The organism is Kosakonia sp. Marseille-Q7440 (assembly GCF_965119485.1).
In genome coordinates this window covers 157,884-181,442 of record NZ_CBCPLT010000001.1, presented here as the reverse complement: position 1 = coordinate 181,442, position 23,559 = coordinate 157,884, and the positions used below count along the sequence as shown (strand labels likewise).

At 56.5% G+C, this 23,559-nt stretch carries 20 protein-coding genes and 1 pseudogene; 13 read left to right on the top strand and 8 right to left on the bottom strand.

What is annotated here, in order from left to right; all coding sequences use genetic code 11:
* The gene (locus tag ACWPW2_RS00785; RefSeq protein ID WP_023478376.1) at positions 1-438 is read right to left on the bottom strand and encodes a DcrB-related protein; all 438 of its coding nucleotides are present in this window, start codon (positions 436-438) and stop codon (positions 1-3) included.
* Between the two features lie 333 nt (positions 439-771).
* Between ACWPW2_RS00785 and ACWPW2_RS00780 the strand changes: the two genes are divergently transcribed.
* A complete protein-coding gene (locus ACWPW2_RS00780) occupies positions 772-2,739 on the top strand; it encodes an acyltransferase family protein (RefSeq protein ID WP_454121291.1) in 1,968 nt (655 codons plus the stop codon).
* A 104-nt stretch (positions 2,740-2,843) separates the two neighbouring features.
* Here ACWPW2_RS00780 and ACWPW2_RS00775 read toward each other — a convergent pair whose 3' ends face one another.
* Complete coding sequence (locus ACWPW2_RS00775; RefSeq protein WP_454121289.1) at positions 2,844-3,131, bottom strand: SymE family type I addiction module toxin; 288 nt, start codon at positions 3,129-3,131, stop codon at positions 2,844-2,846.
* A gap of 377 nt (positions 3,132-3,508) precedes the next feature.
* A complete protein-coding gene (locus ACWPW2_RS00770; RefSeq protein WP_454121287.1) occupies positions 3,509-3,979 on the bottom strand; it encodes a nuclear transport factor 2 family protein in 471 nt (156 codons plus the stop codon).
* Between the two features lie 150 nt (positions 3,980-4,129).
* On the opposite strand from ACWPW2_RS00770, the gene ACWPW2_RS00765 reads away from it, so the two are divergent.
* The 4 genes from ACWPW2_RS00765 (at position 4,130) to ACWPW2_RS00750 (ending at position 7,123) form a co-directional block, all read left to right on the top strand.
* Entirely contained in the window at positions 4,130-4,522 is a 393-nt protein-coding gene (locus ACWPW2_RS00765) for a winged helix-turn-helix transcriptional regulator (protein WP_454121286.1), read from the top strand.
* Between the two features lie 85 nt (positions 4,523-4,607).
* A complete protein-coding gene (locus tag ACWPW2_RS00760; RefSeq protein WP_454121285.1) occupies positions 4,608-5,348 on the top strand; it encodes an SDR family oxidoreductase in 741 nt (246 codons plus the stop codon).
* 146 nt (positions 5,349-5,494) lie between these two features.
* Positions 5,495-6,130: a DUF2238 domain-containing protein gene (locus ACWPW2_RS00755; protein ID WP_454121284.1), complete on the top strand. Its 636-nt coding sequence runs from the start codon at positions 5,495-5,497 to the stop codon at positions 6,128-6,130.
* 45 nt (positions 6,131-6,175) lie between these two features.
* Positions 6,176-7,123 carry a nickel/cobalt transporter gene (locus ACWPW2_RS00750; protein WP_454121282.1) on the top strand — a complete coding sequence of 316 codons (948 nt, stop codon included), beginning with the start codon at positions 6,176-6,178 and terminating at the stop codon, positions 7,121-7,123.
* Between the two features lie 38 nt (positions 7,124-7,161).
* Here ACWPW2_RS00750 and proP read toward each other — a convergent pair whose 3' ends face one another.
* On the bottom strand, positions 7,162-8,664 hold the full coding sequence (gene proP, locus ACWPW2_RS00745) for a glycine betaine/L-proline transporter ProP (RefSeq protein ID WP_454121281.1): 1,503 nt from the start codon (positions 8,662-8,664) through the stop codon (positions 7,162-7,164).
* Between the two features lie 602 nt (positions 8,665-9,266).
* On the opposite strand from proP, the gene kdgT reads away from it, so the two are divergent.
* On the top strand, positions 9,267-10,262 hold the full coding sequence (gene kdgT / locus ACWPW2_RS00740) for a 2-keto-3-deoxygluconate transporter (protein WP_279793811.1): 996 nt from the start codon (positions 9,267-9,269) through the stop codon (positions 10,260-10,262).
* On the opposite strand, the gene ACWPW2_RS00735 is transcribed toward kdgT, so the two are convergent.
* A complete protein-coding gene (locus tag ACWPW2_RS00735) occupies positions 10,259-11,140 on the bottom strand; it encodes a diguanylate cyclase regulator RdcB family protein (RefSeq protein ID WP_139566807.1) in 882 nt (293 codons plus the stop codon). The genes kdgT and ACWPW2_RS00735 overlap by 4 nt on opposite strands.
* A complete protein-coding gene (gene crfC / locus ACWPW2_RS00730; protein ID WP_333871980.1) occupies positions 11,137-13,491 on the bottom strand; it encodes a clamp-binding protein CrfC in 2,355 nt (784 codons plus the stop codon). The genes ACWPW2_RS00735 and crfC overlap by 4 nt, the downstream gene beginning before the upstream one ends.
* 608 nt (positions 13,492-14,099) lie before the next feature.
* Between crfC and ACWPW2_RS00725 the strand changes: the two genes are divergently transcribed.
* The 5 genes and pseudogenes from ACWPW2_RS00725 to ACWPW2_RS00705 all read left to right on the top strand — a co-directional run bounded on the left by ACWPW2_RS00725 (position 14,100) and on the right by ACWPW2_RS00705 (position 16,665).
* Complete coding sequence (locus tag ACWPW2_RS00725; RefSeq protein ID WP_023478448.1) at positions 14,100-14,435, top strand: zinc ribbon domain-containing protein YjdM; 336 nt, start codon at positions 14,100-14,102, stop codon at positions 14,433-14,435.
* A gap of 164 nt (positions 14,436-14,599) precedes the next feature.
* A complete protein-coding gene (phnF, locus tag ACWPW2_RS00720) occupies positions 14,600-15,325 on the top strand; it encodes a phosphonate metabolism transcriptional regulator PhnF (protein ID WP_454123556.1) in 726 nt (241 codons plus the stop codon).
* Positions 15,326-15,396: 71 nt separating this feature from the next.
* The gene (gene phnH, locus ACWPW2_RS00715) at positions 15,397-15,981 is read left to right on the top strand and encodes a phosphonate C-P lyase system protein PhnH (RefSeq protein WP_454121279.1); all 585 of its coding nucleotides are present in this window, start codon (positions 15,397-15,399) and stop codon (positions 15,979-15,981) included.
* Positions 15,982-16,012: 31 nt separating this feature from the next.
* A pseudogene (gene phnP / locus ACWPW2_RS00710) lies at positions 16,013-16,132 on the top strand (phosphonate metabolism protein PhnP); the annotation flags it as partial.
* Between the two features lie 197 nt (positions 16,133-16,329).
* Entirely contained in the window at positions 16,330-16,665 is a 336-nt protein-coding gene (locus ACWPW2_RS00705; protein WP_023478546.1) for a low molecular weight protein tyrosine phosphatase family protein, read from the top strand.
* A gap of 10 nt (positions 16,666-16,675) precedes the next feature.
* On the opposite strand, the gene ACWPW2_RS00700 is transcribed toward ACWPW2_RS00705, so the two are convergent.
* Together ACWPW2_RS00700 and ACWPW2_RS00695 are read right to left on the bottom strand one after the other, a co-directional pair.
* Positions 16,676-18,148, bottom strand: a complete 1,473-nt coding sequence (locus tag ACWPW2_RS00700; protein WP_454121277.1) for a bifunctional metallophosphatase/5'-nucleotidase — start codon at positions 18,146-18,148, stop codon at positions 16,676-16,678.
* Positions 18,149-18,336: 188 nt separating this feature from the next.
* Positions 18,337-20,901 (bottom strand): ATP-binding protein, encoded by a 2,565-nt coding sequence (locus ACWPW2_RS00695; RefSeq protein WP_454121275.1) that lies wholly within the window; start codon positions 20,899-20,901, stop codon positions 18,337-18,339.
* Between the two features lie 125 nt (positions 20,902-21,026).
* Here ACWPW2_RS00695 and ACWPW2_RS00690 point away from each other — a divergent pair, with 125 nt between their 5' ends.
* Together ACWPW2_RS00690 and ACWPW2_RS00685 are read left to right on the top strand one after the other, a co-directional pair.
* Entirely contained in the window at positions 21,027-22,550 is a 1,524-nt protein-coding gene (locus ACWPW2_RS00690) for a sugar ABC transporter ATP-binding protein (protein ID WP_023478449.1), read from the top strand.
* A gap of 1 nt (position 22,551) precedes the next feature.
* The gene (locus ACWPW2_RS00685) at positions 22,552-23,553 is read left to right on the top strand and encodes an ABC transporter permease subunit (protein ID WP_180344267.1); all 1,002 of its coding nucleotides are present in this window, start codon (positions 22,552-22,554) and stop codon (positions 23,551-23,553) included.
* Positions 23,554-23,559 lie beyond the last annotated feature (6 nt).

Below are 23,559 nucleotides of genomic sequence, written 5' to 3'. Positions count from 1 at the left end.
TTAAGCGTGGAAACGGAAACTTTTGAGAACGGAAAGAAGCAGCGCACTATCGGCGTCGTTTAACGCCCGCACGGCAGACATCGTGAACACCAGAATATGGTCAGCGGAGGGGTTAAACACCGCCTGCTGCTGAAAGGTGCGTTTACCGTCACGCAGGTAGCTGGCATGAATGATTTCGCCGGTTGCCAGGCTGTCGCCAAGCACAGCCTCTGCGCGCTCGCCCGTTTTCCAGCCCTTGAGATGTTTCGCCATCAGCGCCGTCTGGCGGTCGATATAGGCCGCCAGCGTTTCGCCGGGGTTTAGCGTGTCGCGGGAGATATTGAACGCCGGTGCATTCGCGCCGGGCTGCATGAACACATTAACCGTGCGGTCCTGATAGCCTTCAGGAAGGGTGACCTGGCCTTCGGTAAACAGGCAGGGCTGAGCGGATTCTGACATAAAGTGCGTCCTTTCACGAATTCAGAAAAATTAATTTTCGCACAGGGTTTGGCTGAAAACCAGACGCGAGAATGAGAGCTCCCGCGCAGATATTATTCTCTGATGATATGCAGATATAACCTCGCCTGTCGTTTATGCCGGCCTGTAACCTTCCTGAGTTAACGCGGTGAGTTCATACTCAACTATCTTGCCTGCAAAGCGCATAGGACAAAGCCTAACATCTTGATATAGTGCGCCAGTATCAGACGTGGCTTAGTGCATAACTTCAAAGTTCATACGGACAGCGTAGCTTGTTATAAATTTTCGAAAACAACATAAAAAATAGTGGGATATATGTTTTATCGTTCAGACATAGATGGCCTGAGAGCAATAGCGGTGCTGTTAGTTCTCTTTTTCCATGCCGGCTTTACTCTCTTTCCTTCCGGGTTTATTGGCGTCGATATATTTTTTGTCATTTCAGGTTTTCTCATCGCTTCAATTATTAAAAATAAACTCGAAACAAAAAGCTTTAGCTTCGCGGACTTCTATCTACGCAGAATCTGGCGCCTGCAACCCGCGATGCTTGCCATGCTGGTCTTCTCATTTATCATTGCATCGCTATTTTATCTGCCAGAAGATTACAGCGCATTCCTTAAAAGCTTGCAGAAGTCGTTGTTTTTCGTATCGAATCGCTATTTTAGCGATGTAACATCAGCCTATGCAGCGCCCGACTCTAATGCAATGCTGTTGCTGCATACATGGTCGCTCGCTGTTGAGTGGCAATGGTATCTTTTTTTCCCGGCGATCTACTATTTCCTGAGTAAAAAGCTTAACCATAAGAAACAGCTTATTCTGTGCCTGGTGCTTATTCTGTTAACCTTTGGTGTTACCTGGCACTATATATACAACCAGCCAACGAAGACTTATTACTTTTTTGCCTCGAGAATATTTGAATTTCTCATTGGCATGAGCGCCTGCTTTATCATCCCGCATGCCCACAAAGCGAGTAAAATCTCATTAAGCTTTTTATCAGCCATCGCATTCGTAACAATTGTAATTATCGCGATGACGAAAAATATCACACCGGGATATCCTAACGGGTATACGCTTTTAGTTTGCCTCAGTACCGCCGCCATTATCATTGCCGGAAGCAAAGAAAGTAATCCTATAAACCGCATACTCTCTTTTGGGCCGCTCGTCTGGACAGGAAAGCTCTCCTACTCCTTATATCTTTTTCATTGGCCTATATTCGCCGCGCTGCATTATGTTGGCATCACCTCTTTGACCGCACGTTTAGCGGGATTGTGTCTGGCATTGATTCTCGCCACCGCATGTTATTACTTCATCGAAAAACCTTACCGTACGCCCCGTTTTTCACTGAAAAAGTCTCTCGCTTTATTAATTCTGTTGCCTCTGTTACTGGTCATTTCATTTACCCCTCTCAGTAAACGTTACGATACCTTTAGCCATTTACGCTTCGGAAACGACCTAAGCCATATCAATGACGTATTGAAGTCTACAAAATTAGAACAACGTCAGGATTGTATGAATGAAAATGTCAGCGGAACGGATATGGCCTGTGTTGTCGGTGATAAATCCTCTGACCAAAAAGCCCTGCTGATGGGGGATTCACACTCAAATCAATACTGGAATTTCTTTGATGTGATGGGTAAAAACGCCCATATCGCCGTCGACATGAAGGCAACTTCCCTCTGCCTGGCAATTCCGAATATTTATCATGCGGACATGTACACCTATAAAGGCGATTTTTATAAGATGTGCCGGGAAAATGTTGAGCACTATTATGCTGCCATTCAGCAGCACAAATATAAATTCGTTATTATTTCGGAGGTGTGGGAAAACTACCCTTCATTCAATGTGCGAAATAATCTTCAGGATCAACTTAGTCCTGCAGAATCCATTGAGGTCATCTCTGCTTCCCTTGACGGGGCAATACAAACGATCATTCAAAGCGGCGCAAAACCTGTTCTTGTTAAAACCATGTTTGGCATGCCGGAGAATTATCTGACATGCTTCTATGAACACTTCAAAACCAGAAAAGCCTATTCACCCGGTTCATGCAACCCTGCTCCATCACCTGTGAAAAATAACTGGACCGATCAACTCTTTGCCGCGTTACAGCACAAGCATCCAGAGCTGATCGTGATTGATGCGAAAGATGCGCAGTGCCAGAACGGCAAATGCGATACCGAGATCGAGGGTATTCCGCTTTATCGGGATGTCGGCCATTTAAATGACTATGCGTCAGAAAAACTGGGTGAGATTTACCTTAAACGATATGGCAATCCGTTACGGCAATAGCGGATCGGTGGTCTTATCGTGACGCGTTGATAGCAGCATCGTTATTCATTAAGTGGACACTAACTCCCTAAAACTGTGGTGTTAGTGTCCACTTAATTCCAGATTTAAAGCGCGCTCATTACCCCTTCTTTCACCGCTTTTACCGCCTGCTTCATCTGCTTTAACTCTTGCCGCAGGGCATGCACGTTATCGTTATCGGGGATCAGCACAATGCAGTCTCCGGCGATTTTCACGGTGACGCCTTTGCCGGTGGTGAACCCGGCCTCTTTCAGCCATTTGCCGCTCAGGTTGAGGCAAGGCGTGCTGGTATCGCCCTGATTAGGCGTATAGCCGACGGTGTAACGGCGTTCGGTTTTGGAGAATGGATGAGTCTGGGTAGGGATCGTAGCCATAAGGGCAGCCTCCAGTAAGTGAGATGTGAGCCACCACCAAAGAGACCAATCTTATGGCGGCGGACCGGACGGAGTTGGTCTTACCGGCCTTACTGGACACCGGCGCGTCTTGCGACGCCCCCGCCCGGCCCGCCATTGAGGCGTAACCGTACGCGCGACATAAAGAAGACGCAATACGCGTCATATGTCGACAGTAAGGGTTTCAGGAGACCAATCCCGGCACCTGATTTTGCAGGTGCCGGTGAAAAATAGCGCTGATGCCCAAAGCCGACAAGCGGTTTTACTTCTTCCTGCAAAACAAAGCGTTATTCCGGAATTTGTCTCGCAAAATGGGTGTTCTCCCCCTGCCCTCGTTTGCACGCAGCCGGGATCGCTCTTCAGAACATCGTATTGGCGTTGGCGGACTTCCCCGGCACCGACTGAATGATGTCCCAGTGTTCAACAATTTTCCCGTTGCTCACGCGGAAAATATCCATCACCGCCTGGCCGCGATCTTTACTGTCATTGGTCGAGTGAACCTGCAACCAGACTAAATCGCCGTCGGCGGCGCTACGCACAATCCGCGCGGCAGAGTGCGGGTTCTCCTTGAAGAAACCGGTGAAGTAATTCACAAACGGGGCTTTGCCGTCCGGCACATCGGGGTTGTGCTGGCGGTAATGCTCATCAACCACCTTCGCGGCCTCTTTCACCTCGTGGCGGTTGAAGAATTTATCATAAAAATCAACCACCAGCTGTCGGTTAGCCTCTTCTGTCGCCACATTGCGCACATGTGCCGCAGGGGCCGCTACAGCGCTGCCAGACGCGATCAGAACTGCCGTTAACAGCGCACCGCTAATAAACTTTTTCATTGTGCTCTCCTTTAGTACATTACCTTTGGTCACAAAAATAGACCGTTAAGAACGCGGATGGTACATTGCCCGCAAAACCTCAACAAGAGGTCAAAATTCAGGTACTTAGTCACACGAAGCTGACTATTGGTGGCAAAAGAGAGATAACGAATGAGCGACAACGACCAGAATGTTATCGCCGAATTTGGGCAACCCTGCCCGATCCGCGATGTGCTTAATCAAATCGGCGATCAGTGGAGCCTGCTGATTCTGGAAGCGCTGGCGGAACGCACGCTGCGCTTTAATGAACTAAATCGGAAAATTAGCGATATCTCCCGCCAGATGCTCTCCCGCACGCTAAAACGCCTTGAAACAGACGGTTACGTCAGCCGCACCGTTTATGCGGAAGTGCCGCCGCGCGTGGAGTACACCTTAACGCCGCTGGGGAGATCGTTTCTGGAACCGATGCAGAAACTTATTCAGTGGGCAGATGAAAACCATGCTGATATCTGCCGTTCCCGCCGACGCCAGCATGAAGAGCAGCAGGAGCAGGCGCGCTGCTAAGACAGTTACGGGCTGAAACAGATGACGGCGCAAGCGGTTGTTGCGTAAGGTAAACCTCCATTTCAGGAACCAACAGGGGCTATTTATGAGCAGATTTGAAGGCAAACGCGTGCTGATCACCGGTGGCACCAGCGGAATGGGGCTGGCGGGTGCACAGCGCATCGTCAGCGAGGGGGGCGAGGTCGCCATCACCGGGCTGAACGAAACGCGCCTGGCTGAAGCCCGCAAGCTGCTGCCCGCCTCATCGCTGATCCTGAAAAGCGATGCTGCCAGCGAAGCAGATATCGAGTCGCTGGCGAGGGCGATTAGTCAGTGGGGATCCCTCGACGGCCTGTGGCTGAACGCCGGTTATGCCGAAGTCGGCGCACCGGAATCGGTTACCGCCGAGAGCTTTAACCGCATGATGAATGCCAATGTGCGCGGCCCGATGCTCCAGCTGGCGGCGCTTTCTGGCGCATTATATTCCGGCGCGTCGGTGCTGGTCACCGCCTCCTCTTCCGTCTACGAAGGCGCGGCAATGACCAGCCTTTATGCCGCCACCAAAGGCGCGGTCGTTGCGATGGTCAAGAGCTGGGCCAGCGCGCTGGCACCGCGCGATATCCGCGCCAACACGCTAGTGCCGGGGCCGATTGAGACCAACTTCAGGCACTTTATGCCTGAAGAGTCGCGCCAGCAGTTTGAGGATTTTGTGGTAAGCCAGGTGCCGCTCAGACGCGCCGGTACTGCACAGGAAGCCGCCGCCGTCGCGCTCTTTTTGCTCTCGGATGATGCGTCATACGTTACCGGCAGCCAGTACGCCGTGGATGGCGGGCTGGTGCATTACTGATTCGATAAGTGCCTTAACGTGCTGAAAAATTGGATCCGCTGTTAAGGCGGATTTTTTTCATCATCGTCACCCGTTCTCAACCATTTGTCTTTTCCCCCTTTTCAGCCGATAGTCTCTTTTTCCCTGTTACCGAAACGGACATTCGTATGCTCAAGAGCATTAACCGCCCTGCGCTGTACGGCGCAGCGCTGATCCTGTTACTGATCCTCATCTATACCGGTCTCTTTACCCATGACCGCGCCACCTGGCTGATGGAAGTGATCCCGGTGATGATCGTGGTGCCGCTGCTGCTCGCTACCTGGCGGCGCTACCCGCTGACTGCCCTGCTTTACACGCTGATTTTCTTTCACGCCATCATCCTGATGGTCGGCGGGATGTACACCTATGCCAAAGTGCCGATCGGCTTTGATGTGCAGCACCTGTTCAACCTTAGCCGCAACCCATACGACAAACTTGGCCACTTCTTTCAGGGACTGGTTCCGGCGCTGGCGGCGCGGGAGATTTTACTGCGCGGGCAGTACGTGCGCGGTGGCAAGATGCTCGACTTTATCGTCTGCTGTATTGCGCTAGCCATCAGCGCCACCTATGAATTAATTGAGTGGTGGGCCGCGCTGGCGATGGGCCAAGGGGCGGATGACTTCCTCGGTACGCAGGGCGATCCGTGGGATACCCAGTCGGATATGCTCTGCGCCCTGCTCGGCGCGCTGACCACCGTGCTGCTGCTCGGTCGCTGGCACAAACGCCAGCTCAATCTCTGCCCCCAGACTGGAGCCCGCACCTAACGACACCTATACTGCGGGCTATCCCTTCTTAATCGCTGAACGCCTATGACGACGCAACTTCTCACCCGCGACTGGCGCCTGACGGCCGCGCTTACGCTGCTGGCGGCAGGGCTGGTCGCCGCTTTCGCGCTGCACACGCACTGGGGCGCTTTTTTGCAGTGGTGCCTGGCGGCGCAAATCACCCTGCACCGCTATCTGGTGATGTATCTGCTGCAACTCAATAATCATCAGTACAGCGGGGGGCTGTGGCTGCTGACCGGGGCGTTCTTCTATGGCGTGCTGCACGCTATCGGGCCGGGGCACGGCAAATTTATTGTCGCCACCTACCTCAGTACCAATAAAGAGAGCGAGGCCGCCGCGCGCGTGGTTCCGCTGCTCGGCAGCCTGATGCAGGGCGTCAGCGCGATCCTGTTTGTCTTTATCCTGGCGGTCGGGTTTAACCTCGCCTCGGGCGATCTCAGCGAAAGCCGCTGGTATGTTGAGAAGGTCAGTGCGGTGCTGATTGGCGGCTTCGGGGCCTATATCATCTGGCGCGCGGTGAAGAGCCTGCGACCGCGCGCGCTGCGCATCCGCTCCCTGACGCATGTTCACGACGCGCAGTGCGGCTGCGGCCATCACGGCGTTGGTGTGTCGACGCAGGGCGACTGGAAAACCCGGCTGGGGGTGATCCTGGCGATTGGCGCGCGGCCGTGCAGCGGAGCCATTATGATTTTGCTCTTCTCGAATGCGCTCGGCATTGTCACGTGGGGAATGGCGGCGGTAATGACCATGGCCTTCGGCACAGCGCTCTCGATCATGGGCCTGTCGCTGGCGGTGCGTTATGCGCGTAACCGCACGGCAGCCTTTTTTGGCAGTGAGTCAGGTCGCTTACGCTGGCTGGTTCCGGGGCTTAAGATCGCGGGCGGCGTGGCGCTGATGCTCTTTGCGCTGGTGCTGTTTTTAACGGTGATCCCGGTGAGTGCCAACGGGGATTATATTGCGGCAGGGTGTTAAAAAAACCCGGAGGGCAGCGCCTTCCGGGTTTTATTTAGTTACTCGTCAATCTTCGGATGCTGCTGCACCAGGCGGGAGCGTTTCTCCTGCAGCTGGGCAATCTCTTCATCCAGATCTTCGATTTTCTGTTCGATATTGTCGTGATGCTCTTGCAGAATTTCACGCGCTTCCTGCATATCCGACGCTGCCGGGGTCGCCCCTTTCAGCGGCAGGTTCGCCGTCTCTTTCATCGTCAGGCCGGTAATCAGGCCAACCACCGCAATCACCATCAGGTAGTACGCTGGCATCATCAGATTATTCGAGCTCTCCACCAGCCAGGCGGTCAGCGTTGGCGTCAGACCCGCAATCAGGATGGAGATGTTAAAGGCACTGGCGAGCGCGCTGTAACGGATATGCGTCGGGAACATCGCTGGCAATGTAGAAGCCATCACGCCGGTGAAGCAGTTAAGGATCACCGCCAGCAGCAGCAGGCCCGCGAAAATCATGCCGGTCACACCGCTGTTGATCATGCTGAATGTCGGAATCGCCAGCGCCAGCAGCGCGATACTGCCGATCAGCACAAACGGGCGGCGACCGAAGCGGTCACTCAGCAGACCCATCACCGGCTGCACAAACAGCATGCCGATCATAATGGCGATGATAATCAGCACCCCATGATCTTCCGAGTAGTGCAGGTTATGCGACAGGTAGCTCGGCATATAGGTCAGCAGCATGTAGTAGGTGACGTTGGTGGAGATCACCAGACCAATACAGGTCAACAGGCTGCGCCAGTGTTTGCTGGCAATCTCTTTAAAGGAGACGCGCGGCCCCTCTTGCAGCCCTTCGCGATCTCCCTGCTCGAGCTTATCGACATGCTGCTGGAACGCCGGGGTCTCTTCCAGCGCATGACGCAGGTAGAGGCCAATCAGGCCCAGCGGCAGTGCCAGGAAGAACGGAATACGCCAGCCCCAGTCGAGGAAGTTCTGCTCGCCGACAATCGTCGACAGCAACACCACCACGCCCGCGCCGAGGACAAAACCGGCGATAGAGCCGAAGTCCAGCCAGCTGCCCATAAAGCCGCGTTTACGGTCCGGGGAGTATTCGGCCACGAAGATCGACGCGCCGGTATACTCGCCGCCGACCGAGAAGCCCTGCGCCATCTTACATAACAGCAGCAGAATCGGTGCCCAGATACCGATTGACTCATACGAAGGTATAAGCCCGATAGCAAAGGTACTGACGGACATGATCACTATCGTGATCGCGAGGATTTTTTGTCGTCCATATTTATCCCCCAGCATGCCGAAGAAGAGGCCGCCAAGTGGACGAATCAGGAACGGAACGGAGAAGGTCCCGAGCGCGGCTATCATCTGCACGCTGGGATCTGCATCGGGGAAGAACACTTTGCCAAGTGCGTAGGCCACAAAGCCATAAACACCGAAATCGAACCACTCCATCGCGTTACCTAACGACGCGGCGGTAATGGCTTTACGCAGTTTCGCGTCGTCAATAATCGTGACGTCGCGTAGCGTTATCGGTTTGATTTTTTTCCTTTTTAACATCTCTGTTTTCCTCTTAAGACTCTCGCCCTGTATCGCCCGTTTACCCATCCGTGGCAGGCGTTTTTTATCGGCCTTGCGGCCATTCTTTCAAGCGTAGCAGGTTTACTTACACTAACTGTTCAAAGCCTGTACAACCGAACCTGTTGACGCCTGTTGGGCAGTGAATGAGCGAATTACCCTATCAGGGTTTATAAATGTGATCAAATTCACATAGTTGTAACCGGTAATCATCAACCACCGTTTTTACCTCACTTTTTGCCTCATTTCAAAAAAGCGCGATCGGCTTTCAACCCTCCTTTTTACAAGCCATTTACATCGAAAATAAATAAAGAAACATCGATAAATGTTTACGCGAATTATGTGATCGGTGTAACTAAAACACCGTTTCATTCTTATTGAATAGATATTCCAATCGCCTCATGATAGCCCCACTAATAGCAGCGTTAAGGGCTAACTCATCGGTATTGATGAGTCTGTTCAGGCCGCTCCGCCGCCGCCCATCGTCAATGCGCTGGCTTCTGAATGCTTTAAATCTCTGAAACATCGAATGATTCATTTTTAGCTTCCTCGTTCATCTGAATGACGAGTCGTGAGGATTGAGTATGAAAATTAAGGCCACGATTGAACGTATTCCTGGCGGGATGATGTTAGTTCCGCTCTTGTTAGGCGCCATTCTGAATACTCTGGCGCCCGATACCGGTGCCTATTTTGGCTCCTTTACTAAAGGCATGATTAGCGGAACGGTACCGATTCTGGCGGTGTGGTTTTTCTGTATTGGCGCCTCGATTGACCTGCGCGCGACCGGTACGGTGCTGCGCAAATCGGGCACGCTGGTGCTGACAAAAATTGCTGTCGCCTGGCTGGTGGCGATGATTGCCGCTTCCTTTATTCCCGATACCGGCATTCAGACCGGCTTTTTCGCCGGGCTGTCGGTGCTGGCGATTGTCTCAGCGATGGATATGACCAACGGCGGGCTCTATGCCAGCCTGATGAACCAGTACGGCAGTAAAGAGGAGTCGGGGGCATTTGTGTTGATGTCGCTGGAGTCCGGCCCGCTGATGACCATGGTGATCCTCGGCTCCGCTGGTCTCGCCTCGTTTGAACCGCACCACTTTGTCGGCGCGGTGCTGCCGTTCCTGATCGGCTTTGCCCTCGGCAACCTCGACCACGATCTGCGCGCCTTCTTCAGCAAAGCGACGCCGGTGCTGATCCCCTTCTTCGGCTTCGCGTTGGGTAACACCATCAACCTGAAAGTGATTATGGAGACCGGTCTGCTGGGGATTTTCCTTGGCGTGGCGGTAATTATCATCACCGGTATTCCGCTGATTATGGCGGACCGACTGATTGGCGGCGGGAATGGTACAGCGGGCGTGGCGGCCTCTTCGGCAGCGGGTGCAGCGGTGGCTAACCCGGTGATCATCGCCCAGATTAACCCGGCCTTTGAACCGGTTGCCGCATCAGCGACCGCGCTGGTCGCCGCGAGCGTAATTGTCACCGCCATCCTGGTACCGATTATTACCGCGCTCTATGCACGACGCTTCGGCAAGGTGCCGACACCGGAAGAGATGGCGACGCGAACCGAGTCGACGAGCCACTAAAGGTCGTCGAAAACCTCATCAACCATCGCCGTCGCCAGACGGGCTGCCGAGCAGAGTCTCGGCATCCCCAACGCGACGGGCTGCCAGCTCTGCGTCACCGACCAGCAAATCGGGTGGCGCTCTGCATCACACCAGTCCCCGAGCCAGCCCAGCAGATCTTTATACTCCATCACCCCTGGCGTCGACGGCGCGGCCAGCCATTGATGATAGAAATGGCGCGTCCCCTGCGACGCATCGATGCCCTGCGCCAGAAACTCTGCCGCCATTACCCGCAGGTTATCTTTCAGCATCGTCGCCACATCCTCATTCGCCAGGCGGCAGGCATCGCCAAACGCCCCCCAGCGCAACTCCTCCAGCGCGACGTAGCAGCGTCCGGCCATTGACCAGCCGTTGTAGCTTCCTGCCCGCCAGTGGGTAAAAACTTGTTCACTGTGATGACCCGCCTGCACCGCCAGCCCGCGCTGCGTCAGCGCTTTCTCCTTAAATGCCGCTCGCTGGCTAAAGTGCTCCAGCAACACGTCGTACTGCTGCTGCGCGCCGGGCGTGACGCTGCCGGGACGCCGCTCGGCGTGCTGCATCGCCTTCAGCCGCTGCGTAATGCGCGTCAGCGCCAGATAACCGGGATCGAGCATGCTCGCCAGCTTCTCTGCCAGCCCGAGCCGCAGAGCGTCGTTCTCCTCAAGCTTGCCGGAGATCGCCCACGGGCGCAGCTGCGTCTGGGTCATGATCTCCTGCGCCAGCCGCTCACGAAAAAGCTGCTGCTGTGGCGCGATCGTCGTCTGACGCGACGCATCGATGCCCTGTACCAGATCGACAATAAATTTCGGATGGATAGATTCCAGCACCCGGCCAGGGCCGTCGAGCAGTCGATTTTTCATGGTTGCTCCGCCGCGAAGAGCGTCTGTATATCGTCGCGTAACAGCCGCGCATCCTCATGGATCCAGTGCGCCGTCCTGATACAGTGCAGCAAATGGCGACGCAGCGCGCTCACCGAGGATTCGTTCTGCTGGCGGATCGCCATGCTCTCGCGCAGGCTCTCCTGCAGCCCGGAAAGACTCTGGGAGAACTCAGCAAAAAAGGTCGCCATGCCTGCGGTGACGGAAACATCAACCTGCGCGCTTAACGCTTTGCGGATCTGCTCGCAGAAGTGCGCCACATGGGCGGTCAGCTTCTTATGCAACGTGCCGAGGTCGATCACATACCGGGTACGCGTCGCCACATAGTCGTCCCAGCCCCAGTTGGGGTTATTGAGCCAGCGCGAGACCGTTTCGCGCACGCCGCCAATGCGGCTGGCCTGTGCGGCGCTGGTCTCTTCCGGCGCGATGACATTGTTAAACAGCGTGCGGGCATTGAAGTTGAGCGTGCTCGGCTGAAACGCGGGAAAAGAGATGCGGGCACGAAAACCGGCATGGCTCAGCTCCGCTTTGATGCGCGTTTCGATCGGGCGCATGGCGTCGTTCAGCGAGCGCGTCAGCGTGTTCTCCAGCTCATCAAAGCGCAGCGCCAGTTCACGGCTGATGCGCTCCTGCGCCGCCAGCAGGATCGTCTCGCAGGCGGAGCGCATTTTGCTCAGGGCGATCTGCGCCTGGCCTTCATCTTCCAGCACCAGTTGGCCGGGGCTTAGGCGCTCATCAAGGCGTAAATCGGCCTGGCTCTCGCTGGCCATCGCCATCAGTTGCCCATCATGGAACCAGGCGTCGATCGCTTCGACAATTTCAAACTGCTGACCGTTGATAAAGATCTCTGCCGCCGCGAGTGCCTCTTCCACTTCATGATCGACCTCATCACGCACCCGCGCCTGGCTGCTGCGCAGCAGGGTCATGTCCTCTTCCAGCCGGGTGATATTCTGCTCCAGCTGCTCATAGGCGACGGTCAACCCCTGATAGCGGAAATCGAGATACTCCCGCGCGCTCTGGGTGTAGTTAAGGAGTTTATGCGAGGCGGATCGCAGCGCATAAAGGGAAGCGTTGGCATGGGCCGCGTGCAACAAGTTGCGGATCGGCAGCTCAAACAGCGAATCCTGCCACAGCAGATCGGCGGCGTGACGAATATGTTCAGTATCATCCAGATCCGCCATGCGCCAGCGCCGACCGAGCGCCGCTTCGGCAAAGTCCTGCACCCAGGGCTGATCGTTTGGATCGGGCAAGCGCCCCTTTTTCTGCAACTCGTGACGGGCGCGGTTCGCCAGATAGCCCCACATTGAGGAGACCGGGTAGATCTGCGTCGGTGTGATATTGCCTTTCATTAAGGTGCCAGAGATAAGCGCGCGAACCTGGTGCTCATCGTCGCTGTTGCGATCTTTTTGATCGAACTTATTCACCAGCGCGTAGAGCGGAACCGAGCGGCCAACGGCCGAGATCGCCTGGCGCACCTCTTCATCGGAGATCGATTTCAGCTGGGTATAATCCATCACCGCCAGCACCGCCGAGGCGCGCGCCAGCTGCTCGCTGAGCATCTTCTGTAAATGGGGCTGCCCGGCTTCGTTCGGCCCCGGCGTGTCGAGCAGGGTCAGTTGACCAAGGTTGCTCTCCAGCCCCGCCAGATGGACAAACTCCACTTCGATAACCGGAATATGTTCAATCGCCGCGTAGGCCGAGAAGGGAAAATCGACGCCCAGCGCTTTCGACAGGCGTACAAGATCGTTGAGGCTTTTCAGGCAGTGGAAGATCGGCTGCGCGCCGAGATAGTGCTTATCAAACGCGTCGCCCTGCGCAATGCGCGCCAGCAGCGAGTCCATATCGCGATCGATCTCAATCTTCTGCGCCAGCTTGTCGCGATCGTAATTGAACAGCCGCGTCTGCAACTGCTGCGCAAGCGCATCAATCGGGCCGACGTGGGAGAAGTGGAGCACGGGCTCTTTCTGGCCGGGCGTATGGCGGATCAGCGTCGGCAAGGCCGTCATCGGACGGTTGCGGTTCGGCAACACTTCCGTGCCGACAATCGCGTTGATGGTGGTCGATTTACCCGCTTTCATGGTACCGACAATCGCCAGCACCATCTCCAGCCGGGTAATTTTGCGCAGTTCGTTCTGTAAGGTCGCCTCTTGCGCCTCAACGCCGCGGGCGCTGAAGTGCAGGGGCAACACATTTTTATTTTGCGCCGCGCCGCTGATATTTGTCTCATCAAGCTCCGCTGCCGGCATTTTTTTTAGAGCCAGCAGGTTGTGCAAAGAGAGTTGTAACAGCCGTTCTGCTTCCTGACTTAATTCAAATATTGTTTGTGTGTGCATGTCAAAAGTCTTTCCTTAACGCAAATTTTCTTTGTTTTATTTAGCCGTGGAGTTTTATTAGTGAAGTTTCGGCTTTTATAATTACGTGTAGAAAATATCTTCGAAAAGATAAACACCTGATGGCATTCGGGAAAATAATAATTTCCCCGTAAAAAGGAACAGCAATAGTACTCTGGTCTTTAAAAACCAAAGGGTTAGAGCTTAGCGCATTTTTATGAATAGCCAGGATATATCATCATTGATTTACCCACCCGATCTGAGAGGTAATTATTCGCCGGGAATGGCGCATTTAACAGGTGTGACAGCCTGGTTACAAATAACACCGGTTGCTAACTGTCACCATATCTGAATTAGTAAATGCTGGCAATTTCAACCAGCAAATATTGCAATTATCACACATAAGTAGATTCTCAATGATGTGATGAGATAAGCATCGCTTAAGCGAATGACAGAGGGTATCGCGAGGGTTGTCTTTTTATCTCCGGGATTAAAAAAATAATAACAACGGCAACTGTACGGTTTTGCTGTATAATCGCGCCCTTTCAGGCACTGCGCCTTTTGTGCCGGTAAACATCCGGCTCTCTCTGCTCTTGTTTGAGGTAACCCCTATGCAACTTCCCCACTGCCCAAAATGTAATTCTGAATACACCTATGAAGATAATGGCATGTTCGTTTGCCCGGAATGCGCCCACGAGTGGAACGATGCCGAACCCGCGTCGGTGAGCGATGAATTAATCGTCAAAGACGCAAATGGTAATCTGTTAGCCGATGGCGACAGCGTGACCGTAATTAAAGACTTGAAAGTAAAAGGCAGTTCTTCAATGTTGAAGATCGGCACTAAAGTGAAGAATATTCGCCTGGTGGAAGGCGACCATAATATCGATTGCAAAATCGATGGCTTCGGGCCAATGAAACTGAAATCGGAATTCGTTAAAAAGAATTGATGATTCGCCGGCGGTGTTTACCGCCGGGTGCATCACCGAAACAGGGAGCCGATCGCGGCTCCTTTTTCTTTTTTCATCCTGGCGCAATCAATACATAACCCAATTGCAACATTCCCCCGGCACTCTGGAGGCACATTAACTGAGTCTGCGGGGGAATGATGACTATCCACTTATCCAGACATCCGACCAGCTTCCCAACACGTTACCAGGAGATCGCCGCCAAACTGGAGCAGGAGCTGCGTACCCACTATCACTGTGGTGACTGGCTGCCCGCCGAACAGCAGCTGGCCGCGCGCTTTCAGGTCAACCGCCACACTCTGCGCCGCGCCATCGATCAGCTGGTCGAAAAGGGCTGGGTGCAGCGCCGCCAGGGCGTTGGCGTGTTGGTGTTGATGCGCCCGTTCGACTACCCGCTCAATGCGCAGGCGCGTTTTAGCCAGAACCTGCTCGATCAGGGGAGCCATCCCACCAGCGAACGCCTGCTGGCGGTATTGCGCCCGGCCTCCGGCCATGTCGCCGATGCGCTCGGCATTACCGAAGGCGATAACGTCATTCATCTGCGCACCCGCCGCCGGGTGAACGGTGTCGCGCTTTGTCTTATCGATCACTACTTTGCCGACCGCCAGCTCTGGCCGCTGCTGCAAGCGTTTGACAGCGGATCGCTGCATGACTTTCTGCGCGAGCGCGCCGGTCTTGAGCTGAAGCGCACGCAAACGCGCATCAGCGCCCGCCGTGCGCAGGTGAAAGAGAGCCGCTGGCTGGAGATCCCTAATATGGCACCGCTGCTCTGCGTGCGTACCCTTAACCACCGTGACGGTGAGATCAACGCGACGGAGTACTCCGTCAGCCTGAATCGCGCCGACATGATCGAATTTACCATGGAGCACTGAATGCAGGTTGATACCCCTACGCGCCACACCGGCCGGGTCGAGGCCTCTGTTCCGGTGCGCGGAGAGAATGCATGACACTACAACCCGCCTTCGCGTCAGCGGTTCACGACGCTCAGCACGCCTTTCGTCGCCTGTTAAAAGCAATGAGCGAGCCGGGGGTGATTGTCGCCCTGCCGCAGCTGAAACATAGCTGGCCACCGCTCAATGCGGCGACCACCAGCGTGCTGCTAACGCTGGCAAACAGCGACACGCCGCTGTGGATCGCAAACGCGCTGGATAACGATCTGCTGCGCCAGAACCTGCGCTTTAACACGCAGGCACCGCTGCTGGAGACGCCGCAACAGGCGCTTTTCGCCATTGCCGACAGCACCCTTAACCATCAGCAGCTCAGCGCCCTGCCCGTGGGTCAGCCGTTAAACGCAGAGAGCAGCGCGACGCTGATTTTACAACTGCCTGCGCTCAGCGGCGGGCGGATGTTACGTCTCACCGGCCCCGGCATTCAGGAGGAGCGGATGATCGCCCCGCTGCTGCCGGAGTGCATCACCGATGAGTTAACCGACCGTCCACACTCATTCCCGAGCGGAATCGATGTGATCCTCACCTGCGGCGAACGCGCGCTGGCGATCCCGCGAACCATCCTGGTGGAAGTGTGTTGATGGGGTAAGAATGACCTTAGACCGGGTGTGAGGCGCTGCACGACTTATCCTAACGCATATCAGATATGCCCTTGATCAAGGGATGATGAAAAACCCGCTGCCGACGGGGCCTGAAGCAGGTTATGATGGCCTGCGGATTGTGCTGGATTAGACTGACCATTGTGGCTATATTGCGTCCCGCAACGCCCGGCGATGCAGGGGCGGAAAGCAGCCAGTATGTGGTCGTTTGTAGGATGAAGCGGACAGACTCGCACCAGAGGGTTGCCAGAAAATAACGCAACCGGGTCTTAATACCCGCGTATGACAAGAGGTAACGGGCTCAGCGCGGCTTGATGAGTATCGACTTGCATGAATGTGCTTTTTATTTGTAGCCGGAACCAATGGCGCAGCCCCACCGCTGAGCAGCTGTTTCGCCGCTATCCTGGGCTGAATGCCCGCTCCGCCGGTATGCAACGCCAGGCAAAAAAAACCGTTTCGCCCGCGATTCTCTCCTGGGCAGATGTTATCTGCGTAATGGAAGAGGAGCACAAAGAGCGCCTGCTGACCGACTATACCCGTCTGGTGCAGCATAAACCGCTGCATGTGCTCAATATCCCGAATCACTACGCCTTTATGGACCCGCAGCTGGTCGCCATGCTGGAAGATATTGTTCCCGAACGGCTAGGGCTGCGCGTCCCTGCATAAGCGCTAAAAATTACCCCGCCGGGTGGAGAAACTGCACACGCGGCGCGGGTGAGATCAGCGGCGCGTGCTTATTGACATACTCCGTCAGCAACTCCGCCATCGGCATATCGTAACGATCGCGGATGGCGATGTCGCGAATGCCAAAATCACTCACCTGCTCATTACACGCCACGCGATAGATTTTATCCCGCGCCAGCGGTTGACCGTTGACCTCGATGGAGATCATGCGATCCCCGGCAGGCCGCGTGAAATCGACGCTGAAACGCAGGCCGCTGACGTGGGCATAAGCCCCGGAAATAATGTTCTGCTGCGCATAGTTGTGCTCAATGAACGCTTTGATCTGCTCGCCGCTCATCTCCCGCGTCACCAGCGGCAGGCGAAACGGCAGCGCATTCAGCACCTCGCCATAGGTCACCGGCCCGGCCGGAATGGTGTCGCGCAGAAATGCGCCGACGGTAAAGGCGATATCAGCGTTGGCATACTCCCGCTCGGCATCGGCCAGCAGGCTGCCGAGGTTGGTCTGCCCGGAGCGCACCCGCTCACGCTGGCCGTTGAGGGTAAAGGGGAGCGCCATCACCACTTTATTAAGCACCTCTGCGCTCGCAGCCCGCGCTTGCTCGATACAGGTCTCGGTTTCGCTATCCGCTTTCAGCGCCGTTAAGCTCGCCGCATCCAGCAGCTTTTCACTCCACGCGACGATCTTTTTATCTTTTACCGTGAGCGTCAGATGGCCGAGGTAATCACCATACTGCCCGGCGTTAACCATCACTGTTTTACCCATCTGCTTACCGGCCTGCACGGCAATATGGTCGTGACCATCCACCAGCACATCGATCTCCGGCACCGCTTCCAGCAGCTTGCTGATATTCACCGCCGGGTCGGTTTTCCCGAGATGCGCCAGCACAATGATCAGATCGCTCTTCCCTTTCACCTGTGCCACCGTGTTACGCACCGCCTGAATCGGATCGCTGACGGAAAAACCGGCTAGTTTGCTGTCGGTAGTCGCCACCATCGCATTGAGCGGCGACACGCCGATAATGGCGATATTCAGCCCCGCCATCTTTTTCATCACATAGGGGCGAAAGGCGAGCTTGTCGTGGTAGTAAATATTGGCAGAGACAAACGGGAAACGGGCTTTCTCCCGCAGCGAGAGCAACTCCGTGCCGCCGAAAATAAAGTCCGCATTACCGGGCGTAAAAGCGTCGTAGCCCATGGTGTTCATGGCGCGCACATTGCTCTCGCCCTGCGTCAAATCGGTCACTGGCATGCCGCTTACCGCATCGCCAACGTCGACAAACAGCACGTTGGCGTCCTGCTCGCGCAGATTTTTTACATAGGCGCTCATTTTGCCGTAGCCAATACCCGATTCGCTCATCCCGCGCCCGTGCGTATCCCCGGTGTGGATAAGCGTCACTTTAGCCTCTTGCGCCTGCGGTGCGCTGATGCTCATCAGCAGCAGAAACGCGATAACCCCTTTTTTCATTGTTACGTCCTTTTCCTTTTTATGACCGACAAAAACAAAAAAACCTGAAACGCAGCGCAGAGGTTAATCACCAGTGCGTGGGTTTCAGGTTTAGCCGTGAGGGAGTCACTATCCTTAAGGCAAATAATCTATCGGGCGACAGGCGTCCCGGCAAGCCAGCTTTTTATCACCCTGTGAGCGCCGTCACCTCATACCGCGATGCGTTGCAGGGCCTGCGCCAGCTGCGCGCGGGTGAAGGGCTTGCGTAACAGTTCGACCTCCGGCAGCGCCGGGTTGTGGGCAGGGCGCAGATCCTGGCCGCTGATCAGCAGCATCGGCAAGTTCGGCGCCTGCTGGCGAGCGGCGGCAATCACCTCCGCACCGCTTAAGCGCCCCGGCAGCATTAAGTCGCTGATCAGCGCGCCAATCTCGGTGGAGGCGGCAAGCATCTGCAATGCCGCATCGCCGTTTTCCGCCTCCAGCGTCAGGTAGCCCAGCTCGTGAAGCTGCTCGCACAGGGTCTGGCGCACGTCGACTTCATCCTCCAGCACCAGAATCAGCGTGTCGCTGCGCACATGGCGTGCATCGCTGGCCGGTTCAACGCTGCTCACCGCCGGGAGAGTTGCGCGCGGCAGTTGTAAACGCACCGTGGTGCCCTGCCCTGGGTTACTTTCAATCTCCACCCGTCCGCCGGACTGGCGCACAAAGCCGTAAACCATCGACAGGCCCAGCCCGCTGCCGCTGCCGGTCTGTTTGGTGGTGAAGAAGGGTTCGAACACCCGCGCTTTGACCTCCTGCGACATGCCGCAGCCGCTGTCGATCACCTCCAGCGCCACCATATCCTGCCTGCGTCCGTCGGTGCGGGTGACGCGCTGGTTCCAGGTGCGCACTTTGATCACGCCCGTTTGCCCCTCCATTGCATCGCGGGCGTTCATCACCAGGTTAATGATGGCGTTCTCCAGTTGCCCGACGTCGATCCACGCCGGCCAGGCGGCGTGCTGCGCTTCAATCTCCAGGGTCAGCGTTGAGGGAAGCGAGTGGCGCAGCAGCTCGTCGAGATTCTCCAACAGCGCCTGCATCTCTACCGCGTGCGGGTGGAGCGACTGCTTGCGTGAAAAGGCCAGCAGCCGCTGGGTGAGCAGCGCCCCGCGCTCGGCGGCTTTCAGCGCGCGCGAAATGCGTGCCGCGTCCGGCGAATCGGTTGAGGCCAGCTCCAGGCTGCCAATAATCACCGCCAGCAGGTTATTAAAATCGTGCGCCAGCCCGCCGGTAAGCTGGCCGACCGCTTTCATCTTCTGGCTGTGCAGCAGCGCCTCCTCCAGCCCTTTGCGCTCGGTGCGATCCAGCACCACGTTAACCATGCCGCGCCCCGGCACCGGGCTGAAGCGCAACTCAATGGTGCGGTTATCCGCCAGCCGCAACTCCTGAGTTAACGGCAGCGGGCGCGCCAGGTTCTCCTGCACATGACCGGGAAGATCGCTCACCTGCCGCAGCAGGCTGTGGTAGTGCTGACCGCGCCGCAGCGGCTCCTCGCCGAGGCCCAACAGCAGCGGGTATTGCGGGTTCCACACCACCAGGCAGCCCTGGTTATCAAACAGCGCAAAGCCGTCGCGCATGGCATGAAAAGTGGTCTCCAGCTGCGTACTCTTCTCTTTTAAAAGTGTGGAGGTGTACTCCAGCGAGGCGGTGTTGCGGGCAAAGACGTTAAAGGCGCGCGCCAGTTCGCCTAATTCGTCGCGCCGTTGCAGCGCAGGCACCGAAACATTCGCTTCCCCGCGCGCCAGCCGCGACATGGCACGTGAAATGGCGGTCAGGTTCGATCCCAGATTGCGGTAGATATACCAACCGGCGCAGGCGGTGATCGCCAGTGCCAGCAGGGCAAACAGGCTGATAAAGATGCTGATGGAGCGCATCTCCTGGTGGCTCTGGGCGGTGCGCTGTTCGGAGGCCTGCGCCACTTCCGCCACATACTTGTTGATATCGTTATTAAGCAGCGCGCCCAGCGCTTTGATATGAAACATCGACCAGGTGATCGCCAGATCGCTCTCCTCCAGCTGGCCCGCGAGCGGCATCAGCTTGTTAAGCTCGGCCTGAAAATCGGGCAGGATAAAATCGAGCAGCGGATCGCCCGCCCGCGTTGGGAGCTGGCCGACAATCTCCGCCAGCTGCGCCAGCGTCGCGCGCGGCGACGGCGTCTGGATGGCGGCGAGAAGCAGCCTGTCCATCTCACTGAGCAGGCGCGGATCGGGGGTGTTCAGCCCGTCGCGCGCGGCGATGGTCTGCAAATGGCGTAAATAACTCTGATTCTGGTAGAGGGAGCTGAGCAGCGCGTTGCGCTCAAGGTGGCGGCGCTGCCCGCGCTCCAGCATCTCCGTAACGCTCTGCTGTAACGCCTGGCTGCGGCGGGTGATCTGCGCCACCAGCTGCGGTTCGAGCCGCGCCAGCGGCGCGTTTGCCAGCTGTGTGAGCGAGCGTTGCAAGGCGCTTTGCGTCGCTTTCAGCCGCTCCGCCTCCCCTTTATATTCCTGCGCGCCAACCACCTGCGAAAGCCGCACCGCAGCGGTAGCGACGCTTGCGGTATCGCGCGCGAGGTTCATGCTGGCGGTCATATCATCCAGCGTCTGCTGCTGCACCTGCTCCTGTAACTGGCTGGCGTGGCGAAAGCCGAGCACCGCCACGGCGCAGACCATTAACGTCACCGCCACCACCAGCACATTGAAAAAGAGCAGTCGCCCACGGGCGCTGGTGAAAAAGGGGTTGGCGCGATACGGCATAACGGCTCCGGGAGAGGTCACAACAGTGGCGTGGCGCCACTATGACAAATATGAACAGCTTCTGACATTCTCCATTTACCAACGTGTGATGAAGTGCGTAAATCGTCACTCGCAGGAGCTTCGTCATGCCTAATGTGCCCGTGCTGGAGATGCGTAATATTGCCAAAGTGTTCGGCAAGTTTTATGCCCTCAAAGGGGTGGACCTGACGGTCTGGCCCGGCGAGATCCATGCCTTAATGGGAGAGAACGGTGCCGGCAAAAGCACGCTGATGAAGATCCTCGCCGGGGCCTACACCGCCACCAGCGGCGAGATCCTGATCGACGGCAAGCCTCACACCATTCGCGGGCCAAAAGACGCCCTTGCCGCCGGGATCACCCTCATCTATCAAGAGATGCAGCTCGCGCCCAACTTAACGGTGGCGGAGAACATCTTTCTCGGCAGCGAAATCGCACGCGGCGGGCTGGTGCAGCGCAAAACCATGGCGGCGCAGGCGCAGGCAGTGATTGACCGTCTTGGTGCCAATTTCAGCGCCACCGACCGGGTAATGAAGCTGACCATCGCCGAGCAGCAGCAGGTAGAGATCGCCCGCGCCCTGCACCGCAACAGCCGTATTCTGGTGATGGATGAACCCACCGCCGCCCTCTCCTCCCGTGAAACTCACCGCCTGTTTGAACTCATCATGCGCCTGCGCGATGAGGGGATGGCGATTATCTATATCAGCCACCGCATGGCGGAAGTGTATGAGCTTTCGGATCGCGTCAGCGTGCTGCGCGATGGCCAGTATGTTGGCAGCCTGACGCGCGACAACCTCAACGCCGCCGAACTGGTGCGCATGATGGTCGGGCGACCGCTCAGCGATCTGTTTAATAAAGCGCGCGATATCACCCCCGGTAAACCGCGTCTTACCGTTCACCACCTCACCGATGGCGGCAAGATCCAGCCGGTCAGCCTGCAAGTGCGCGCCGGTGAAATTGTCGGCCTTGCCGGGCTGGTCGGTGCCGGGCGATCCGAACTGGCACAGCTGATTTTCGGTGTGCGCAAAGCGACCGGCGGCATGATTGAGATCGATGGCGAGCCGGTGGTGATCCACTCCCCGCGTGCGGCGATCGATCTCGGCATCGGCTTTTTAACCGAGAACCGCAAAGAGCAGGGGCTGTTCCTTGAACTGGCAGCGCAGGAGAACATCACCATGGCGACGCTGGAGCGCGATGCGTCGTGGGGCATGCTGAACCGCAAAAAGGCGCAAACCCTCTCCGATGACGCGATCAAATTACTCAATATTCGCGTGCCGCACGCACAGGTGCGGGCGGGCGGTTTGTCCGGCGGCAACCAGCAAAAACTGCTTATCTCGCGCTGGGTGGCGATCGGCCCGCGCATCCTGATCCTTGATGAGCCGACGCGCGGTGTTGATGTCGGTGCGAAGAGCGAGATCTACCGGATCATGAACCAGATGGCGCGCGAAGGGGTGGCGATCCTGATGATCTCCAGCGAATTGCCGGAGGTGGTTGGCATGAGCGACCGCGTCTATGTGATGCGCGAAGGCACTATCGCCGGCGAGTTGCAGGGCGAGGCTATCACCCAGGAAGAGATTATGACGCTGGCGACCGGCGTTAACGACACCCATCACCAGGCGGTACACCATGACTGAAATGAAACCACACCCGGCCACCACGCCGCAGCAGGAGGCTAAATCTGCCTCCGCCAAAAAAGTGCTGATGGGCGATCTGATGCAAACCGTCGGCATCCTGCCGATTCTCATCCTGATCGTCGCGGTATTTGGCTTTATCGCGCCGAACTTCTTTACCGAGAGCAACCTGCTGAATATTACCCGCCAGGCGTCGATCAACATTGTGCTGGCGGCAGGCATGACCTTCATCATTCTCACCGGCGGGATCGATCTTTCGGTTGGTTCGATCCTCGGCACCACGGCGGTGGCAGCAATGGTGGTATCGCTGATGCCGGAGCTGTCGATGCTCTCGGTACCGGCGGCGCTGATGCTCGGCCTGCTGCTTGGCCTGTTTAACGGCGCGCTGGTCGCCTTTGCCGGATTGCCCCCCTTTATCGTCACGCTCGGCACCTATACGGCACTGCGCGGTGCGGCCTATCTGCTGGCGGATGGCACTACCGTTATCAACTCGGACATCAGCTTTGAGTGGATCGGCAATAACTATCTCGGCCCGGTGCCGTGGCTGGTGGTGATCGCGCTGGCGGTGATTGCGGTGTGCTGGTTTATTCTGCGCCGCACCACGCTCGGCGTTCATATCTACGCGGTCGGCGGCAACATGCAGGCAGCGCGCCTTACCGGCATCAAAGTGTGGCTGGTTTTGCTCTTCGTTTATGGCATCAGCGGGCTGCTCTCCGGCCTTGGCGGGGTGATGAGCGCCTCGCGCCTTTACAGCGCCAACGGCAACCTCGGCATGGGCTACGAGCTGGATGCGATTGCGGCAGTCATTCTCGGCGGCACCAGTTTTGTCGGCGGTATCGGCACCATCACCGGCACGCTGGTTGGCGCGTTAATCATCGCCACCCTTAACAACGGCATGACGCTGATGGGCGTCTCCTACTTCTGGCAATTGGTGATCAAAGGGGCGGTGATCATCATAGCGGTGCTGATTGACAAATACCGTACCCGACACCATCAGGCAGCATAATAAAAC

Coding starts and splice junctions, on each gene's coding strand:
- ACWPW2_RS00785 (WP_023478376.1), bottom strand. CDS start 438: ATGTCAGAATCCGCTCAGCCCTGCCTGTTTACCGAAGGCCAGGTCACC.
- ACWPW2_RS00780 (WP_454121291.1), top strand. CDS start 772: ATGTTTTATCGTTCAGACATAGATGGCCTGAGAGCAATAGCGGTGCTG.
- ACWPW2_RS00775 (WP_454121289.1), bottom strand. CDS start 3,131: ATGGCTACGATCCCTACCCAGACTCATCCATTCTCCAAAACCGAACGC.
- ACWPW2_RS00770 (WP_454121287.1), bottom strand. CDS start 3,979: ATGAAAAAGTTTATTAGCGGTGCGCTGTTAACGGCAGTTCTGATCGCG.
- ACWPW2_RS00765 (WP_454121286.1), top strand. CDS start 4,130: ATGAGCGACAACGACCAGAATGTTATCGCCGAATTTGGGCAACCCTGC.
- ACWPW2_RS00760 (WP_454121285.1), top strand. CDS start 4,608: ATGAGCAGATTTGAAGGCAAACGCGTGCTGATCACCGGTGGCACCAGC.
- ACWPW2_RS00755 (WP_454121284.1), top strand. CDS start 5,495: ATGCTCAAGAGCATTAACCGCCCTGCGCTGTACGGCGCAGCGCTGATC.
- ACWPW2_RS00750 (WP_454121282.1), top strand. CDS start 6,176: ATGACGACGCAACTTCTCACCCGCGACTGGCGCCTGACGGCCGCGCTT.
- proP (WP_454121281.1), bottom strand. CDS start 8,664: ATGTTAAAAAGGAAAAAAATCAAACCGATAACGCTACGCGACGTCACG.
- kdgT (WP_279793811.1), top strand. CDS start 9,267: ATGAAAATTAAGGCCACGATTGAACGTATTCCTGGCGGGATGATGTTA.
- ACWPW2_RS00735 (WP_139566807.1), bottom strand. CDS start 11,140: ATGAAAAATCGACTGCTCGACGGCCCTGGCCGGGTGCTGGAATCTATC.
- crfC (WP_333871980.1), bottom strand. CDS start 13,491: ATGCACACACAAACAATATTTGAATTAAGTCAGGAAGCAGAACGGCTG.
- ACWPW2_RS00725 (WP_023478448.1), top strand. CDS start 14,100: ATGCAACTTCCCCACTGCCCAAAATGTAATTCTGAATACACCTATGAA.
- phnH (WP_454121279.1), top strand. CDS start 15,397: ATGACACTACAACCCGCCTTCGCGTCAGCGGTTCACGACGCTCAGCAC.
- ACWPW2_RS00705 (WP_023478546.1), top strand. CDS start 16,330: ATGAATGTGCTTTTTATTTGTAGCCGGAACCAATGGCGCAGCCCCACC.
- ACWPW2_RS00700 (WP_454121277.1), bottom strand. CDS start 18,148: ATGAAAAAAGGGGTTATCGCGTTTCTGCTGCTGATGAGCATCAGCGCA.
- ACWPW2_RS00695 (WP_454121275.1), bottom strand. CDS start 20,901: ATGCCGTATCGCGCCAACCCCTTTTTCACCAGCGCCCGTGGGCGACTG.
- ACWPW2_RS00690 (WP_023478449.1), top strand. CDS start 21,027: ATGCCTAATGTGCCCGTGCTGGAGATGCGTAATATTGCCAAAGTGTTC.
- ACWPW2_RS00685 (WP_180344267.1), top strand. CDS start 22,552: ATGAAACCACACCCGGCCACCACGCCGCAGCAGGAGGCTAAATCTGCC.